Annotated in this window: 14 protein-coding genes; 6 read left to right on the top strand and 8 right to left on the bottom strand. The window is 44.3% G+C overall.

The genetic code is table 11. The features are described 5' to 3' along the window. Nucleotides 1-37 precede the first annotated feature (37 nt). From AB6E54_RS03120 to AB6E54_RS03110, 3 genes are all read left to right on the top strand, one after another. Nucleotides 38-1849, top strand: a complete 1812-nt coding sequence (locus AB6E54_RS03120; protein ID WP_372105974.1) for a hypothetical protein — start codon at nt 38-40, stop codon at nt 1847-1849. Beyond that, a complete protein-coding gene (locus tag AB6E54_RS03115) occupies nt 1846-2583 on the top strand; it encodes a DUF3726 domain-containing protein (protein WP_372105976.1) in 738 nt (245 codons plus the stop codon). The genes AB6E54_RS03120 and AB6E54_RS03115 overlap by 4 nt, the downstream gene beginning before the upstream one ends. A gap of 342 nt (nt 2584-2925) precedes the next feature. Next, on the top strand, nt 2926-4218 hold the full coding sequence (locus AB6E54_RS03110) for an alpha/beta fold hydrolase (protein WP_372105978.1): 1293 nt from the start codon (nt 2926-2928) through the stop codon (nt 4216-4218). Nucleotides 4219-4389: 171 nt separating this feature from the next. Here the strand turns inward: AB6E54_RS03110 and AB6E54_RS03105 are convergent, their stop codons facing one another. The 6 genes from AB6E54_RS03105 to AB6E54_RS03080 all read right to left on the bottom strand — a co-directional run bounded on the left by AB6E54_RS03105 (nt 4390) and on the right by AB6E54_RS03080 (nt 9953). Beyond that, a complete protein-coding gene (locus AB6E54_RS03105) occupies nt 4390-4572 on the bottom strand; it encodes a hypothetical protein (RefSeq protein ID WP_004730424.1) in 183 nt (60 codons plus the stop codon). Between the two features lie 282 nt (nt 4573-4854). Further along, entirely contained in the window at nt 4855-5082 is a 228-nt protein-coding gene (locus tag AB6E54_RS03100) for a PAS factor family protein (RefSeq protein WP_004730426.1), read from the bottom strand. A 266-nt stretch (nt 5083-5348) separates the two neighbouring features. Further along, nucleotides 5349-7505 carry a c-type cytochrome gene (locus AB6E54_RS03095; RefSeq protein WP_372105980.1) on the bottom strand — a complete coding sequence of 719 codons (2157 nt, stop codon included), beginning with the start codon at nt 7503-7505 and terminating at the stop codon, nt 5349-5351. Further along, complete coding sequence (locus AB6E54_RS03090; RefSeq protein ID WP_017064719.1) at nt 7502-8116, bottom strand: cbb3-type cytochrome c oxidase subunit II; 615 nt, start codon at nt 8114-8116, stop codon at nt 7502-7504. Before AB6E54_RS03090 ends, AB6E54_RS03095 begins: the two co-directional genes overlap by 4 nt. Next, nucleotides 8117-9541: a cytochrome-c oxidase, cbb3-type subunit I gene (ccoN, locus tag AB6E54_RS03085; protein WP_065584625.1), complete on the bottom strand. Its 1425-nt coding sequence runs from the start codon at nt 9539-9541 to the stop codon at nt 8117-8119. A gap of 37 nt (nt 9542-9578) precedes the next feature. Beyond that, nucleotides 9579-9953 carry a cytochrome c gene (locus AB6E54_RS03080; protein WP_029235248.1) on the bottom strand — a complete coding sequence of 125 codons (375 nt, stop codon included), beginning with the start codon at nt 9951-9953 and terminating at the stop codon, nt 9579-9581. Nucleotides 9954-10414: 461 nt separating this feature from the next. Between AB6E54_RS03080 and AB6E54_RS03075 the strand changes: the two genes are divergently transcribed. Together AB6E54_RS03075 and AB6E54_RS03070 are read left to right on the top strand one after the other, a co-directional pair. Continuing rightward, the gene (locus AB6E54_RS03075; RefSeq protein ID WP_017060028.1) at nt 10415-10870 is read left to right on the top strand and encodes a hypothetical protein; all 456 of its coding nucleotides are present in this window, start codon (nt 10415-10417) and stop codon (nt 10868-10870) included. Nucleotides 10871-10879: 9 nt separating this feature from the next. Next, nucleotides 10880-11905, top strand: a complete 1026-nt coding sequence (locus AB6E54_RS03070) for a GGDEF domain-containing protein (protein WP_017060027.1) — start codon at nt 10880-10882, stop codon at nt 11903-11905. A gap of 224 nt (nt 11906-12129) precedes the next feature. On the opposite strand, the gene AB6E54_RS03065 is transcribed toward AB6E54_RS03070, so the two are convergent. Together AB6E54_RS03065 and AB6E54_RS03060 are read right to left on the bottom strand one after the other, a co-directional pair. Beyond that, nucleotides 12130-14562, bottom strand: a complete 2433-nt coding sequence (locus AB6E54_RS03065) for a putative bifunctional diguanylate cyclase/phosphodiesterase (RefSeq protein ID WP_372105982.1) — start codon at nt 14560-14562, stop codon at nt 12130-12132. Nucleotides 14563-14565: 3 nt separating this feature from the next. Next, nucleotides 14566-15597 carry a PotD/PotF family extracellular solute-binding protein gene (locus tag AB6E54_RS03060; RefSeq protein ID WP_102393763.1) on the bottom strand — a complete coding sequence of 344 codons (1032 nt, stop codon included), beginning with the start codon at nt 15595-15597 and terminating at the stop codon, nt 14566-14568. 564 nt (nt 15598-16161) lie between these two features. Here AB6E54_RS03060 and AB6E54_RS03055 point away from each other — a divergent pair. Beyond that, nucleotides 16162-16962, top strand: coding sequence for a PhzF family phenazine biosynthesis protein (locus AB6E54_RS03055; RefSeq protein WP_065584627.1), 801 nt, complete (start codon nt 16162-16164; stop codon nt 16960-16962). The last annotated feature ends 108 nt before the right edge of the window (nt 16963-17070 follow it).

The raw sequence follows: 17070 nt of genomic DNA, 5'->3' as shown, positions 1-17070 counted from the left end.
AAAAACGTGAAAGCTAACCAACATACTGTCGCTATATATGCTTCAAAAGACAGCAACGATCGGTTCTGAATGGCTAGCAAAATCCTATAACTATAAGGTGGTGAGCAAAATGGATGCACATCGTTCTACCTACACTGAATCAGCACTACGTGACGCAACGGTCGTCATGGCACCGGAAAGACTGGGTGCTATGCACCAAACACGCATCAGCTTCGTAAGAACTCTGATTCGTAAAATGGCGCAACAGCAATGGAAAGTGACTAAGCATGAATGGCAATTAGACGCTCAGGGCTTTGGTCATGTTATCTATAAGCTTGCGACGCCAAACCATGTTTATCATTTGGTTGTTTTCTGCGATGAGATTGCAGACGACGAACGAAATGACCGTGTAATTGCTGAAAAGTGGGACGTAACGTTTGCTCTGGTTCTTGGTGATGTTGATGTCACCCTACTTGAGAGACTTCGTGCGAATGTACCGCTACAAGAAGCAGGCCGTAACCCTAACAATGTGCTTGTTTTAGCGCGTGCCAACAAAAGTGTACGAGTGTTTGAACATATTGTTAGTCACTTGGCTAAAGGTGTTCAACCAACGCCAAAAGAGCTAGCGGAAGTTGGCTACATCCTACGAACCACAGCGGTTTATGGTAATGGTAAGTTTGGTATTGCTGACTTTAAAATCTTGGAAAAGAATCCAGATTTTAATCAATCGTTCAGTGCTCAAATGTGTGCTGTTTATATGCTGCGTGAGTTCAGCCTAGATTGGGTTCATTACCTAGCGGAGCAACAAGGCGGTGAACAAGCGATTACCTTGCACAGAGGCTTACAACGCTACCTAGGTGTGGGTAATGCCACAGGTTTAGGTATGGCGCCATATCTGATTAACCACCCAAGTATTGTCGATCAATGGATGACAACCCGTGAGCATGCATTAGCTGACGTGTTAGCTAATCACACGGATACGGCATTGATTGAGCCCCTACGTACATTAGTTAAAAAAGCGATTTGTCATTTAGAACAAGTTGTTACCATCAATGAAAATCAGCAAGAGTTGAACAAAACCGCTGTTGATGAGTTGAAACACGCAGAACAGTCACTAGAAGCTTCTGTAAACCATTGCGATACATGGGCGCAGTTAGTTGAACAATCTAAGCACATGAGTATGGAAGCCCAAGAAATCCTTATCTCATGCTTGATGGAATTGTACCCAGAATTAGTGGACGCCCATCAAGAGCAAATGAATTGTAGCGAAACACTCTCGCTTCCTAGTGGCAAAAAGATCCAAGACCTATTGGTTGTGTTAGAAGAAAAGTACCGTTGGGCGATCACGACTGACTTTACGAAAGCAGAAAATAACTACTGGTTCTGGTATCGCTCTCAGGACAAAGAAGAGCCAAGGCTCGGTGTTCGAGGCGAGGAACTCGGCGAAGAGCGCGAACTGCCGTTGGATATCGGCCGTCAAGCTTACCGTCTGTACCATGCTTTATTGCAATTCGCGCCAGAGCTTTCATTGGCTGAATTCCTTGTTAAACAACCGCAGCATCGTGCCATTGCGCGCCGTGTGTGGACGTTAGGTAACAAGGCGATGGGCGACATTCAAATGAACGTGCTGCACCAAGACTCGCCACCAATGCATTTGCTGCGTTGTAAGCTAGCGATGTTTGGAGCGACTAAGTTTGATCCTCGCTCAGACCGTTGGGTACGAGTGACGTTTTTCCAAGGTGCACCGTTGCTTGATGAAATTCATCAGGACGAATGGGTGTTCCCAATCTTACCAAGTGAAGCGGAGATCGCTGACTCAAATAAAGTTCCTACACATATCAACGCTCAACATGGAGGTAAATCGTTATGATCGTTTCTCACAATGAACTGGTAGCGGCCGTTAATAAAGCCTTTCTGGGTATGCGTCGTACATGTGGTGAAGCCGATGTGATAGCGAACATGGTGGCAGATTTACAAATGGTTGGCTTGGATGGTGTTCGTCATTTTAACAATGCGAGCAACTTTATGGGGCTAGAAGACGATTGCCCTGTAGACATCCAAGTGACAAGCGACAACACAGTTGAAGTGGACCTGCACAAGGCGAGCTTAGCGTGTCATCTTCCTGTGGTGATGGATTACGCCATTGAAAAAATGGTCGGTAAAAAGACGCTGAAAATCGAGCTAAACAACTGCCATAACCGTTGGTTAGCGTACAGTGAGCTTGTAAAACTGGCAGCGAAAGGCATCGCATGTACCGCACGTTGGGATAATGGCTCAAATCCTAAGAGCACCTTGTATGTGCTTAACCGTGGTTGCGTTGCACCAGAACTGTTTTTATCAGATTTGCCTCTGGCATCGGACGATCATATCCACAATATGACCATCGAGCTTTCCGTCCAGGATTTCGATATCGAACGTTTGTCAGATGGCTACCAAACACACATTGAATCGGAAGCGCTTTTCAAAACTCAAGAGAAAGCGTGGAACGATGGCATTGAAGTTGATGAGGCAGAGTGGGGCGCGTTGAAAGAAACCGCAACGGCCATTCTTGTTGAAAGCAGCCAGCGTTCGATTCAAGGTGCAGGGGAGCTAACGACTTCATAATTTGGTGCTTAGTGCTTAGTGAATCGATAGCATTATTGATAACACACGCTATAACAGATAAAACCAAAGAGCTTAACGTATCCTCACCTCGTTAAGCTCTTTTTATTTGTGTCCCACTTTTGTTCTTCTTCTCAATAGATCACATCTTAAACCTTCTGTTTTGAAACAAGTTGTTACGCGTATAAAGCTAATTTGCCGATTTAATGAAGTACCTTCACATTCAGGTTAAACAAACGGTTTCATTTACAAGCTAGTATGCGTATCTTGCTAACTACGGTGCCAAAGGGTGCCATTTTTTTATTCGTACCAATGACTTTAGAATCAGATAAAAAGGAATGAAGCGTGCAAGCTAACTTTATTGATGGAACCACCCTGTATCGTCAGCACTCTTTCGAGTTGCCACTTGATTATCAAGCCAAAGATGGACAACAGATCCAAGTCTTCGCACGTGAGCTGGTTGATCTCGCTAAAGATGAGCAAGAGCTGCCGTGGTTGATCTACTTTCAAGGCGGCCCAGGTTTTCCTTCTCCACGGGTGAGTGGTCAATCGGGTTGGCTAAAGCGTGCATTACAAAACTACCGTGTTCTGCTTCTAGACCAACGTGGTACTGGCAACAGCACGGTTATCAGCCATGAAACTTTGGCGCATTTGTCTCCAGAACAACAAGTCGAATACTTAACGCATTTCAGAGCGGATAACATCGTTCGTGACGCTGAAGCGATTCGTGAACAGTTTGGTATTAAGCAATGGTCGACGATTGGTCAAAGCTTTGGTGGCTTCTGTACACTGAGCTATTTGTCACTGTTCCCACAGAGCTTGCAGCGTTGTTATGTGACGGGCGGTATTCCTTCTATTGAACGAGAAGCTGACGATGTTTATCGTGCGACTTACAAGCGTGTAGAAGACAAAAACAGAGCTTTCTTTGCTCAGTTCCCACAAGCACAAGCTATGTGTCGCGAGATCTCTGATTACCTGCTCAACAACGATGTGAGACTGCCAAACGGTCAGGTGTTCACAGTTGAACAGTTCCAGCTAATAGGTATTAATCTTGGTGGCGGCGAAGCAAACCTTCCAATGTATTTCACACTGGAGAGTGCGTTTGTTGAAGTGAACGGTAACAGACAGCTGAGCTACAGCTTCCTAAATCAAATGCAGCAAGAGCAGGGTTACTTAACTAACCCAATTTACGCAATCTTGCATGAATCGATTTACTGTCAAGGTACAGCGTCTAACTGGGCTGCACATCGTGTTCGTGAGCAGTACCCACACTTCAACTACCAATCGGGTAGTGAGTTCTGGTTTACCGGAGAAATGGTCTACCCATGGATGTTCGACCAACTAGAAACGTTGAAGCCATTGCGTGAAGCCGCCAATCTATTAGCTGAGAAATCGGATTGGGGTACTTTGTACAATGCAGAGCAGTTGAGCAAGAATACAGTGCCAATGGCGTGTGCCGTTTACGCAGATGACATGTACGTTGAGTTGGATTACAGCCGTGAAACATTGGCGAACATTCCTAACTCGAAAGCGTGGATCACCAATGAATATGAACACAATGGCTTGCGAGTAGACGGCGAAAGGATTGTCGATAAATTGATGACGATGGTTGAAGCGTTAGAAAATCTGCCAAAGTAATCAAGCTATTTGCACTAGAAACAAGATGCGTTAGAAGCTTTCTACTTTAGAAACTATCTACGTTAGAAATACGATACGCCAGAAACAAGAAAACGCTGCACCCATGCAGCGTTTTTTTATGTCATCGAACTATTCGATTTAAGGAACTAGGAGGGGTAGCCCTTGAAGCCATTAAGGTTGGATGACGATATCTTGATTTTCAGTGGTCGATAAGCTGGCGCGGTTCTGTTCGATAAGCTGAGCCGCATAAGAGGGAGTTACAGCTTGAATTTCGCCTTTTGAACGAATCGTTAATGCTTCCCACGCATGATCACGGTATTTGCCTGTTTGTGTATATTCAATAAGTACTCTCATGATTCTTCCATCCGATGTGTGGTTAACGTGCTACTAACATTAGCGCCATTATTGTGGTTACACACCTGTTAAAAATGGAACATAAGATTAACCAAATGAGAATACGTGTAACTTGAAAAACAGACCCAACTGCACTTATCTTCTTAACCGCGTTTATCGCAACTAACCGTATTTATCGCAACTAACAGCATTTATCGTAACCAACCTTACTTATCGTAAATAGCGTCCATAAAAAAACGCTGCACAATGGCAGCGTTAAAGTTGAGATAGGTTAAAGGTTGCTTAGCTGTTTTCTAAGCCAACAATCTTGCGTGCAGACATCACTGCACTATCCAAATCGGTCAATCTACCAGCACTTGCTGGACCAAGAACTGATGAATACAAAGCCAACTGCTTCTCAAATGATAAATCTAATTGGTTATATAGATTTTGGCGGATTTGAGCGTGTTGCTGTGGCTTTGCGCTCGATAGGCCTTCCAACGTATCGTAGATGAGTGTAGTTGTATCCATAACTGTCCTTAGTACATCTTTAGAAAATTTTGCATATTATGCACTTGGTGTCATCTTTGTTCTGCGAGATTGATCGCATTATGTGCAGCTCTGCTTAATTGTGTAATCAGTTAGTTACAATTGTGTTGTATGGCAAAGTATCGAAAACTTGGGTTTGGGCAAAAGAAAAGGAGACACAGTGGTCTCCTTTTGGCTTGTTAGCAAAGATAAAAGTTACGTGCTGTTCGCTGTTTATTGAGCCAATCGGCTACGCACAGCTACAGCGCCTATCGTATGTTAATGTTCTTATCTCGATTTTCGTACATTTCAGGCGTGGTGTGTAATCCACCCGCATAACCCGCTGCTTCAAGTGTTTCTCTTACCTCTCGAACATGTTCAGCCGTGACTGGTTCATTTCGGTCGCCAAGGTTTAAACGCACAAACGTGATTAACTCAGCTAAGCGTTGATCCGACAATACATCCTCGAAACTTGCCATCGGCATGAAGTTTCGATCTTTGTCGAGATAGGTAGGTTGCAAGCCGCGCACCGTTACCGCAATGGTGTTGAATGGGTCGCTGTGCATGATAATGCCATTATTCAACAGAGTAGGGGCGATTGGGTCGCGACCTTTACCATCGTCACCATGACACGCCCCACAAGTTTGACGATACGTGGTGTAGATTTCACTGGCATACGCAGCTTCATCAAACCCTTTAGGCTGTAACTGAACGGCATCACTGGCAATGGTGTTGTTGATGTCCCCACTGAGTAGGTAATAGGACATCGACTCGATATCTTCACGCGTCATCAAGCTTAGGCTGTTTTTCACTACATCAGCCATACCCGCAAAAGCGGTGCCTTTGTCTGAATGTCCGGTGTGTAAAAAGTCGGTGAGTGTTGCTTCATCCCAACCATCGACGTAGAGCTCATTAGCTGTGATATCAGGCGCGTTCCAACCGTCAATCAAGTTACCTTGGAAAATACGTTCTGGTATCAGTGCTTGGGCAATGTTTCTTGGCGTATGGCACTCCGAACAGTGACCAAGTCCTGCGACCCAATATTTGCCTTGTTGCCACTTATCGACATCCTCAATTTCTCCTTTGAGCTCTTCTGGTACTTCATAATCAATAGGGTCTGTATCCATAAATACGATGTTCCAGCCAAGCAAACCTAAGCGAATATTGGATGGAAACATCATGCTGTTGTCATCATTGCGTCGTGGCACGGCAGTGATTGACTGCATGTATTCCCACAAATCGACCATGTCTTGGTCGGTGAGGTATTGATAAGAGGTGTAGGGCATTGCAGGGTACAGGTAACCATTCTTACCTTTACCTGCAACTAACGCAGCTCGGAAATCGTCGAAGTCATAAGTCCCGATCCCTTCGGTGGTGTGTGGCGTTATGTTGGTTGAATACACGGTACCGAAAGGGGTCACAAACGGTAGGCCTCCAGCAAAGGGTTCGCCACCTTCTGCACTATGACAAGCCACACAGTCACCGGCATAAGCGAGATATTCTCCGCGCTCAACAGATGACGCTTTCAAACTCGCGAGCCTTTGTTGCTCTACGTCACCAGCGTGTCGGATATAAGCCCCAAGCGCGAGTATCTCGTTCTCACTGAGCTGCTCATCAAACGCAGGCATTAGGTTGTTCAAACCGTAATTGATGGTGTGCTGAATCTCTTCAATACTCCCTCCGTGAAGCCAGATATCATCGGAAAGATCAGGTACGCCAATCGCTGGGTTAGCGACAGCACCATCGGCATGACAAGACGAACAGTATTGGACGAACAAGGTTTTACCGAGCTCGACTTTAATCTCCGGCACATCGGTATGACGTTGGTTGAGGGAGGCTAGATAGTAGGAGACTTTTGCCACCTCGTCTGGGCGCATGATTTCACTCCAACCCGGCATCGCTCCATTTCGCCCTTTGGCAATCGAATGGGTCACAGCTTCATCACTGCCGCCGTATAACCATTCTTGGTCGATAAGATTAGGGAAGTGTTTCTGACCTTGTGCATTATCTCGGTGACAAGCGGCACAGTGAGTTTGGAATAGAATCCTACCGCTGTTCACGATCTCTGGGACAGCAGCTAATCCCTCTAACGTGGTTTCGCTGGTTTGTGCAAATTGCTCATTGAGAGTGGTGGATGGTGAACTGAGCTTATCGTCGCTTTGTTCCCAATCGACTAAGCCTTCCCATTCTCCAAGCCCGGGGTAGAGCACCAAATAACCCGCAGACAAAAGAAATGCCACTGCATAACTGATAAATAACAGCTTAGGTGGAGGCGCATCTTTCTCTTCAATACCATCAAAGGTGCCAATGGTGTGGTCGTGATCGGCCTTGTGATTGCTACGCCAGTATTTAACGACAACAGACACCATCAGAACAAAGAATATTAAGGTTAAGAGTACCGCCCATAGATTCCAGAATGTGCTCATTGTGATACCTCCTGTGACGTATCTTTACCCAGGCTTTGTAAATAGCGAATCAGAGCTTCACCTTTGGTTTTGCCTCTTACTTGCAAACGGGCATCACCAATTTCTTGATCGGTATAAGGCACACCTAAGGTACGTAACACTTCCATTTTGGCGCTAATATCATCGCCAGTCAGAGTCTGCTCAAATAGCCACGGGTAAGAGGGCATGATCGAGGTCGGTACGACTTTTCGAGGGTCAATTAAGTGAATAGCATGCCATTGGTCAGAATACTTTCTACCTAAGTTAGTGAGGTCAGGACCAGTACGTTTAGAGCCCCACAAGTTAGGAAACTCATAGATATCGTCTGCTTCTTGGTTCGGGCGACCATTACGCTTCACTTCTGGCTCTAGAGGGCGAACCATTTGTGTGTGACAAACATGGCAGCCTTCACTGATGTATATGTCTCGGCCTGCTAACTCAATCGGTGTGAGAGGCATCGCTAAGCTGCCTTTGGCAATATCATCGCCACGGACAATGCTTGGCACTACCCAGACCAATAAAGAGAAGGAGGCCACGACAACAGTGGTCAAAATTAAAATGACGATTGAATGTGTAAAGTCTTTACTCATCATTTAAGCTCCTTCATTAACAGTGTGTTTAGCATCATTTGTTACGGGCATACGAACCGTTTTGTACAAGTTGAAAGCCATTAAGAACAATCCAAGTACAAACAGCGCGCCACCAAAGAAACGCATGAATAGCCAAGGTGCTTTAAAGTCCATAGCTTCTACAAAACTGTAAATCAGTTCGCCATTTTCATTTTGAGCGAGCCACATATATCCCTCGCCGATGCCTGCGATCCAAAGTGCTATTGCATAGACGGCGACGCCAGCATGAGCAAGCCAAAAGTGCCATTTAATCAGTCGTCGTGACCATAGATCGGTTTGGCCCCATAAGCGTGGAATGAAGTAGTAAAAAACCGCTATCCCTGACATCCCAACCCATCCGAGAGCCGCGGAATGTACGTGCCCGATGATCCATTCGGTGTTGTGTGCCACCATGTTGAACCAGCGAATAGCGAGTAGCGGACCTTCGAATGTTGCCAAGCAGTAGTAAAGAATCGCTGAGAAAAAGAATAAAAGAATGTAGTCGGACTTCAGCTTTTCTTTATTTTGTAGGAGGGTCATTGCGCTATTGAACGCGCCTGCCCAAGAAGGGAGCCACAGGATCAAAGACATAACGATGCCGATGTTCTGAATCCAGATGGGAACAGAAGAATAAACCAAATGGTGCGTTCCGGCCCACGTGTAAAAGCCGACCAAGCCCCAGAAATGGATCACAGACAAACGGTACGAGTAGATAGGTCGATCCGCCGCTTTGGGTATGAAATAGTAGTTCATGCCAATCACACCAGCGGTCAGCAAGAAACCGACGGCATTATGTCCCCACCACCATTGAACAATCGCATCTTGAGCGCCTGCAAACACAGAGTAGGACTTCATCGCCAACACAGGCATCGCGAGGTTGTTCACGATGAAAATCATTGCAACGACGATAATGAATGCAGCAAAGAACCAGTTAGCCACAAAGATATGGCTGACCTTTCGTTTAGCAAGGGTGCCAAAGAACAACACCGCGTACAGCACCCAAACCAACACAATCATCAAGTCGATTGGCCATTCAAGCTCCGCATACTCTTTTGAGGTAGTGTGGCCTGCGGGTAAGGAAATGACCGCAAGTAACAGGATGAATTGCCAGCCCCAAAATACCATCCATGAAAGGCTTTTGTTGAACAAGTCACAATGGCCTGTTCGCTGGGCAATGTACAAAGACGTCCCCATCAAGATATTCACGACGAAGCCGTAAATTACTCCAGAGGTATGTAGCGGACGCAGTCGACCAAATTGGAAATACTGAGAATCAAAGTTTAAGACTGGCCAATATAATTGCGCGGCGAGAATCACGCCGATGATCATACCTACAATCGCCCACACTAAGGATGCAATGATGAAGTACTTCACGACCTTAATGCTGTATTGCGTTGTCACTTGTTCCATAACAAGGCTCCTTGCCTAGAGGTTTTGAATCGCTGACTTAATTTGAATCGCTGAGCGAGCCTGCTTCGTTGCCGAGCACAGAATAGAAATAGGAAATGTCACGGATGTCTTGGTCTGAGAGCGTGTCGGCTTGTTGTTGCATGAGAATCGCTAAGCCACTGGTTCTTTCTCGAGTCTGGTAATCTTTCAATGAAGAGATGAGATAACCCACTTTTTGACCGCGAAGGTTCGGGTAGGGATCTTGTGTTGAGATGCCATCAGCGCCATGACAGGTCATACACACTTTAGCTTTTTGTTTACCTAATTCGAATTGTTCTTGATTAACTTCAGCAGAAACAGGAAACATGACCAGCGTCATTACTAGGGTAGAAAGTGTCGCCATGGGGTTAAATTTTTTTATATTCAAACTCATTCTCGATTCCCTTGATTATGAAATGAGTAAGCTTTCTAAGATCAATACACGAGATCAACTGGTGAAGTAGAAACGACTGGAACTCGTTATTAAGTCTCTTAAAGCTGCTTACGTTCGATTAAAGGTTATGCAGCAACCAGCATTCTCGCCACTGACTTACTCATATTTATTGTTAATTTTGTTGTTTGATACGTATTCATAAGGCTGATTGGTTTACTTACGCAGAGTAAAATACGAGTTTTTCTTACTAACCAGTCGAGAAGAAATACGTCAAGCGGGTAGGGAGCGCTGAACGAGAGCGGTGATGGAAGAGACAGAGAAACGGCGAAGTTATTGAAAAACAGCGAGGTGTAGGAGCATTCGGAATAAAGTGATACCAATCAATCTGAGTGGTATCGGTACAAGTTAAATGGTCAATTTATACTAGACTCAATTTAGTGACCTTTTAAATGGAGTTTAGAATGAGAACTGTATTCTTGTTGATGCTTTGGCTTTGCTCGTTTTCGATTTTTGCAGCCTCAGAGTTAACGGTTTTCGACCACTCTGGGCAAAAGCATGGTTTTAGTAGAGAGCAACTCCTGTCACTTCCTCAAAAAGAAATTACTACCACCTTGCCTTGGGTCGAGGGTCTGACCGTTTATAGTGGCGTGACGTTACAAACGGTGCTTGGAAATATGGATTTACCGATATCATCACAAGTTACTTTTGTGGCATTGAATGACTATAAAATTGCCGTGCCCAAAGAAGATTTTGATACCTATGAACCCATCATTGCGATTAAAAAGAATGGTGAGTTTATGTCTGTGAGAGAAAAAGGCCCGTTTTGGTTGATTTACCCACTCTCTGCGAATCCTGAGACTAATACCCCTGATTTCCATGCCAAGATGATTTGGCAGATTCGTGATATTCACCTGTAGAGGCTAATTATGAAGAAGCTGTTGTCTATGGCTGCAATCAAAGTCGTTGTTTTGTCTTTGGCCGTGGTTGTTCTATCCGTCAATATCTACAGCGTTACTCGAATTAATGACATCAACAAGAGCTTTTCTAATCGCCAAAATGAGGCAACATGGTTTGTTTTCCAATTGGTAAAGGAATACGCGAATTTCTTGATGGTGAGCCGTTCGGATAATCTCAATTACGACGATTTGTGGTTAGCCTATGATATTACGTGGAGCCGCTTTGATATTCTGATCAACAGTACCGAATCTTCTAACTTCATTAAATCTGCCAACTTCAAACCTTATTTCACCGGAGAGTTTGAGAAATTTAAGTCGCTAGAATCCTCAATTAAGTTGGTGAATCAAGGCGCTTTGCCTAAGGAATCACTGCAGAAGAAAATTGATATTTGTTACAACACGCTGGTCGAATTTATTAACGAAAAGTTTCGACTTCAAAGCCCGGTTATTGAAGAAAACACCACAATGGTCGACAAGTTGGTGATGATGCATCAGATAAGCAGCGTATTTCTGGTGTTGCTACTGCTTGTGACAGGAGCGATTTTTTACGTCGACTTTGCAATCAAACGAAAACTTCATTCTACCGACTTCATTACTGGCTTTCGCAATCGAGTCTCGCTCATGCAGTTTGTTAAGAACAGCTATCCAACAAACGGTAATTTCGACCTTTACTTTGTAAGAATCAGAAACCTTAGTGAGATAAACCAAAAGTATGGACTTGAATATGGAGACTTGGTGGTGAGTTCAGCTGCTAAGTCCCTGACGGCAAAGGTACCGGAAAGTACTATCTCGTTTCGTAGTAGTGGCAGTCAGTTTCTATTCTTCATTCCTGAGCAATTGTACACAAGTGATGAGATACAGGAAAAATTCAATGACGTGCTCAAGGATTATATCTCTGCGGGGAATTTAGAATTGATGATTGACGCTGTAGTCAGGCATAAGAAGAACATCAGCTCTAAAGATATGATGGAGCTACTAACGACAATGCAGAGTTAATCCCCGCATCAGCGATAAGTTAGATCATTAGGTTTTGTTGACTGTACGCTCACCATTCTCCCGCTTCACTATCATGGCTTTTGCCATTCTTTATTTGCCTCCTCATTCAATGTGCAGCCAATAGAGAGCTCCTGCTCTGATGAAGATAGTTCTACTACTAGTTATAGCTATAGTGGCTTTCCGCGCTTGAATAGGAAGAGAGGCTTTGAGGTTTAGGTTTAAGGTTACTGCTTTTGAGTGAGTGCAACGATTCGCTCGTTAGATCTCGAACTGCTAACAGACTGCGGGTTTAAAATTGCTTGCGGGTTATGGTTTCGAACAAACTCGATGAATTCCAGGTAAGTGAGTGGCTGACTGAAGAAGTAGCCTTGTATTAGGTCACAGTTGGCTTTTCTGAGGTAATGATACTGTTCTATCGACTCAACACCTTCTCCGACGACTAGCGTGTCACAAGAGTGGCCTAAGTTAACCATAGATTCGACCATCTTGCGGGCGGCCTTGTCGTCTACCATGTTATCGATAAAGCTCTTATCAATTTTGAGCTCATCCACAGGGTAGTGGAGAAGTTGGTTAAACGCTGTGTAGCCCGTACCAAAATCGTCAAGGGAGACCTTTAAACCTAAGCTTCTGAGGCTCTCGATAGTCTGCACCGTAAGCTTGGTACTTTTCACGTAACTGGTCTCGGTAATCTCTATAATAATGTTGCCAGGTGGCACTTGATAACGTTCGAGTACTTTACGGATGTTGTCGGCAAAATTACGGTTGTAGAGCTCCATCGCCGAGATATTAATTGACAGAGTGCCCTTGTATTTATGAAGTTCTGAAAGCTCTTTATAGCTTTTGATCGCGGTGCCAATGACCCACATGTCGAGCCTGGCAATAAGGTTACTCTTTTCTGCAACTGGGATAAATTCTTCTGGCCCCGCATCGATATCGAATAAGGCTGGGCAACGAATCAGGCACTCCGCGCCATCTATCTGAAGTGTCTTGGCGTTAAAAATAGGCATAAAGCGAAGTTCAAAGTTGTCACTTTCGCAGCACTCTAAGAGTCTTTTCTCTACAACGTCATGGCGTTCCAAGGTATGCAACAACTCTTCGCCATAAACAATACGACTTTCGCCATCACTATGAGACTTCGCATTAGCTAACATTTCATCGATGCATCGGTGCCAAATCTCATCGAACTTTGGCGTGTCGAGCGGTAAAACACCTGTTGCGAGTGATAATCGAAACCCATAGTAGTCAAGGAAGGTGGTGCCAGTCAGCGTATTGTTGATGTTCTCAATTTCTTCGTTTATCACTTGGTTCTTACCCATCTCCAAGATCGCGATAAACTGATTCCCTCCCAGTCTGGCTAAAGAGTAATCACTGCAACTAAAGCCCAAAGAGGCTTGTTGGTTTTGTAGTGTCTCTTTCAGTGCTTTAGCTAAGCTTATCAGTACATTATCACCAACTTTTGCCCCGTAGAGATCGTTAATTTTACGAAAATCGATGATGTCCCAACAAACCACATAGCAGTGTGGGCTCATCGAGCTTTTTAGTCGTACATCAAGGTGTCTGATGAAAGAGCGTCGGTTAGCTAGCTTGGTGAGTTGGTCGAATTCGGCTTCGAACTTCAACTCTGTTAATGAGTCTATGTACGCGTTCTTTAAACCATCAACTTCACTTTGCCCTGATGAGCGTTTGAAGTATCTAAGTTTGAGCCCGCCGATCGATATCTCTTGCAGTAAGTCTTTAAGCGGGCGCACGAGTTGGTAACGTACCACTAAATGTACGATCAACATGATCGTAAAGAGAGTACCAAAGCCACCTAACAAGGTTTGTTTAGCGATGATGGCTTTCTCATGGTTGAACTTTTGTTCTCGAATATTTACTTGCGCGATGAGATGTCGGCTGGTCATCTGCACATTGATATTATCTTGGGTTTGCTCAATTGATTTGATAACGAATTGGGTATTTTCAATGTTGGCAGCGTCTGAGGATGGCTCGATTAAGAACTGAATATTGTCATCGTCATTGTATTTGATTAGCAGGCTAGAGAGTTGCATCAGAGGCCCGTCAGCAATCAAGATGTAGCGATTTAAACTGTTACTTGCACGTTTGTCTTGAGGAAGGAGGTAAGGGTCAATTGCTGCAACATACGAGTATCTGAGCTCTCCACTGATCGAGATATAAGAGAAGCCTTCGTAGGAGAGTTCATTTTTGCTGATTAACGAGGTGTATATATCGAAGACTCTTTCGTAAATCTTGTCAGGGATCTTTAACCCCTCGAAAGGATCGGCTCTGAGAGTCGAAAGCGTTAATTTGAACTTAGGGTCCATGATATAAACATTGCGTTGCCCAAATTGATTGACGTGATTCTGGCTTAATACTCGGAGTACTCGTTTTTCCAATAGCGATAGAGTCGTGTAGTCGCCAGGGTTTTGAATGTAGCGGAGGAACTGCAACGAAGAACCGATATCTTTAACTAGTAAGGACAAGCCGAGCTGCTCGTATTCCGCCGCGACTAAAGCGGTGTTCACATCAGATTGCACCTTGTCCAAATACATGTGCTTAGCATGATTTGATGCGAAGTTGTACATCACGATTCCTGCTATCAGGAGCACAAATGTCAGCGTTGGTAAAAGTACAAAATAGAGCTTCTTCAATACTGGCATGAGTTATCTCAAACTGTCGACAATACGATTGCGAATTTGAATGCTACTCGGTTCTAACGGCTGATAAAGGTAGCTGCGATCTAATACTTCTTTATTCGGGAAAAGCTCGGGATCGTTTTGATACTCCTGAGAAGTGAGTGCTTTTGCTTTTGAACTTGGCGTTGCAAACCATGAATCCATTGCGTTTTGAGCGGCGATTTCGGGTTGCGATAAGAAGGAGAGAATCGTGGTTGCCTGTGGAGATCGCTCTCCGTTGTTAATTGCAGCCATACACTCTAACCATAAGGTTGTTCCTTCTAGAGGCACTGTGTAGGCCCAAGATGCCTCAGGTTCGGCATCATTAAGCACATAGCTGTCACCTGAGTATCCGTAGGCGAGGTCGATGTTGGCTAAGTGTTCGGGATGACGAATATAATCGACAACGTATTCATTACTTTCAAGGTGAGGCTTCTGTGCTTGTAGCGTTTTGTAAGCGACTCGAAGTTCTTGTTCGTTGTTGGTAAACGGCTCAAATTGATTCATCAGAAGCGCAGCACTCACCAAATCCGTAGGCTCATAATACATGCTGATTCGGCCGCTGGTTTTGGTTTCAGGGTCTAGAAGAGCGCCCCAAGACTTGGGAGTCTCAACTTTTCCGCTTCGGTATAAGATGCCGGATGTCCCCCAAGCGTAGGGGATTCCATATTCGCCACACCCATCCACCCATCTTGAGTCAAAGTTGCTTGAAAGGGATTGCTGCAAGTCGCTCAGGTTGTGGAATAAGTTCTGTTTAGCCAGCGCTTTCAGTTTAATACTTTCAATGACAACCAATTCAAACGCACCTCGTCGTTCACTCAATAGCACTTCATCACGAATGGACTCGTCAGAAAAATATTGCTGCTTTAGTGAGATGCCGTAGGTATCACTCAACTGGGTAACGACGCTGTCAGATAAAAATTCATCCCAATTGTAGAGATAAATATCATGCTGCTGGCCAAATACAGGGCTAGCCAAAAAGGATGTTGACGCAAGTATTGATACGCAAAACGCTTTCACTGACGGATTCCCTTTCGTACGTGATAACTAAATCGTAGCCCAAAATTTGCGACATGATTTAAATTTAGGCACTTAATTTAACTTCAACTTCATGCATTTCATGCAAATAGCAACTTGCTACTCCTACTTGATACCGAACCTTTATCGTGTGAGGCAAGGATGACTCCGTCGTATCGTATTCAACACAAGTACGTATTCCAGTTTATTGTCCGTGAATGGATTATTTAAATTAATATTCATCATAATATCCATTCTTACAAGTTATTAAGCATTAAATAATGATGCGGTGATTACCTTTTTCGGGTTTTCGCTCGTATTAATCGTCGTTATTCCTTTGTTTTGCCATCGCGATTTACTCTTATGTTCAATGTTCTTTTATCCCTAAAAACACTTCTATAACGTTTTGTTTATCATTTGTTTCGTTTCTCAATAAGTATCGATAAAGTTGTTGCTAAAGACTTGTAGCACAAGGTGATTGTGCTTATTGTGGGCAGCAATATCTAGGTTATGTCCCAACGAGCCATGATTGCCGGTTTGGGAAATGTTGTGCATTTAGGAGCCATTGTGGATTTAGAGATATATCAAGTAGATTCGTTTACAACTCAAGCGTTTAAAGGGAACCCTGCCGGGGTCTGTATCTCCAAAGAGCCGTTGGATGAGTCGTTAATGTTTTCAATCGCTGAAGAGATGGCGGTATCTGAAACGGCTTTTCTCGCGCTTAACACTATGACGCTTAAATGGTTCACTCCCGAAGTCGAAGTGAAGCTGTGTGGACATGGCACACTGGCAACGGTTCATGTGATGAAAGAACAAGGACTGCTTGAGACAGGTGATAAGGTCGTGTTTAACACCTTATCTGGGGAATTATCTGCCGCCGTTTGTGAATCGTCTATCGAGCTTGATTTTCCTAGTACACAGCTATCATTGCGTTCTGAACCCAACCTCACGCTGCTTGAACACCTAGGTTTAGATCCGCATCAAGTAGTTTCATTCAGAGAATTTGACTCTAAGCAGTTAATCGAAGTTTCCAACGAACAAGTGTTATTGGAGCTTTCACCAAACTTTGATGCGTTAAAAGGTATTCAAGGGCGAGGTGTAGTGGTGACAGCATTGGCAGCAAATACGGAACTTGATTTTGTTTCTCGCTACTTTGCACCTTGGGTTGGGGTTAATGAAGATCCTGTGACTGGCTCGGCACATTGCGCATTGACGCAACACTGGGCAGAAAAGCTCAACAAAAGCAGTTTCAGTGCTTATCAGGCGTCTCGTCGTGGTGGCTATATGTCGACTGAATTATTGGCTAATGGGCGAATAAAGTTAATCGGCTCTGCGACCACTGTGATTAGTGGTGTGTTGAAGCTTTAGATTTTTATAGAAGCTTTAGAGCGCTGTTTGCTCTGTTTTGTTGTAACCGCCTAGTATGTTTTATTCGATTATTCACCGTGAAAGAAGCGGCTAGGGCGGAATGTTATT

This window comes from Vibrio sp. 10N.247.311.49, from assembly GCF_041467655.1.
Lineage (GTDB): Bacteria > Pseudomonadota > Gammaproteobacteria > Enterobacterales > Vibrionaceae > Vibrio > Vibrio crassostreae_C.
The sequence above is the reverse complement of the archived record's forward strand: the minus strand, read 5'-3'. Positions and strand labels throughout refer to the sequence as shown.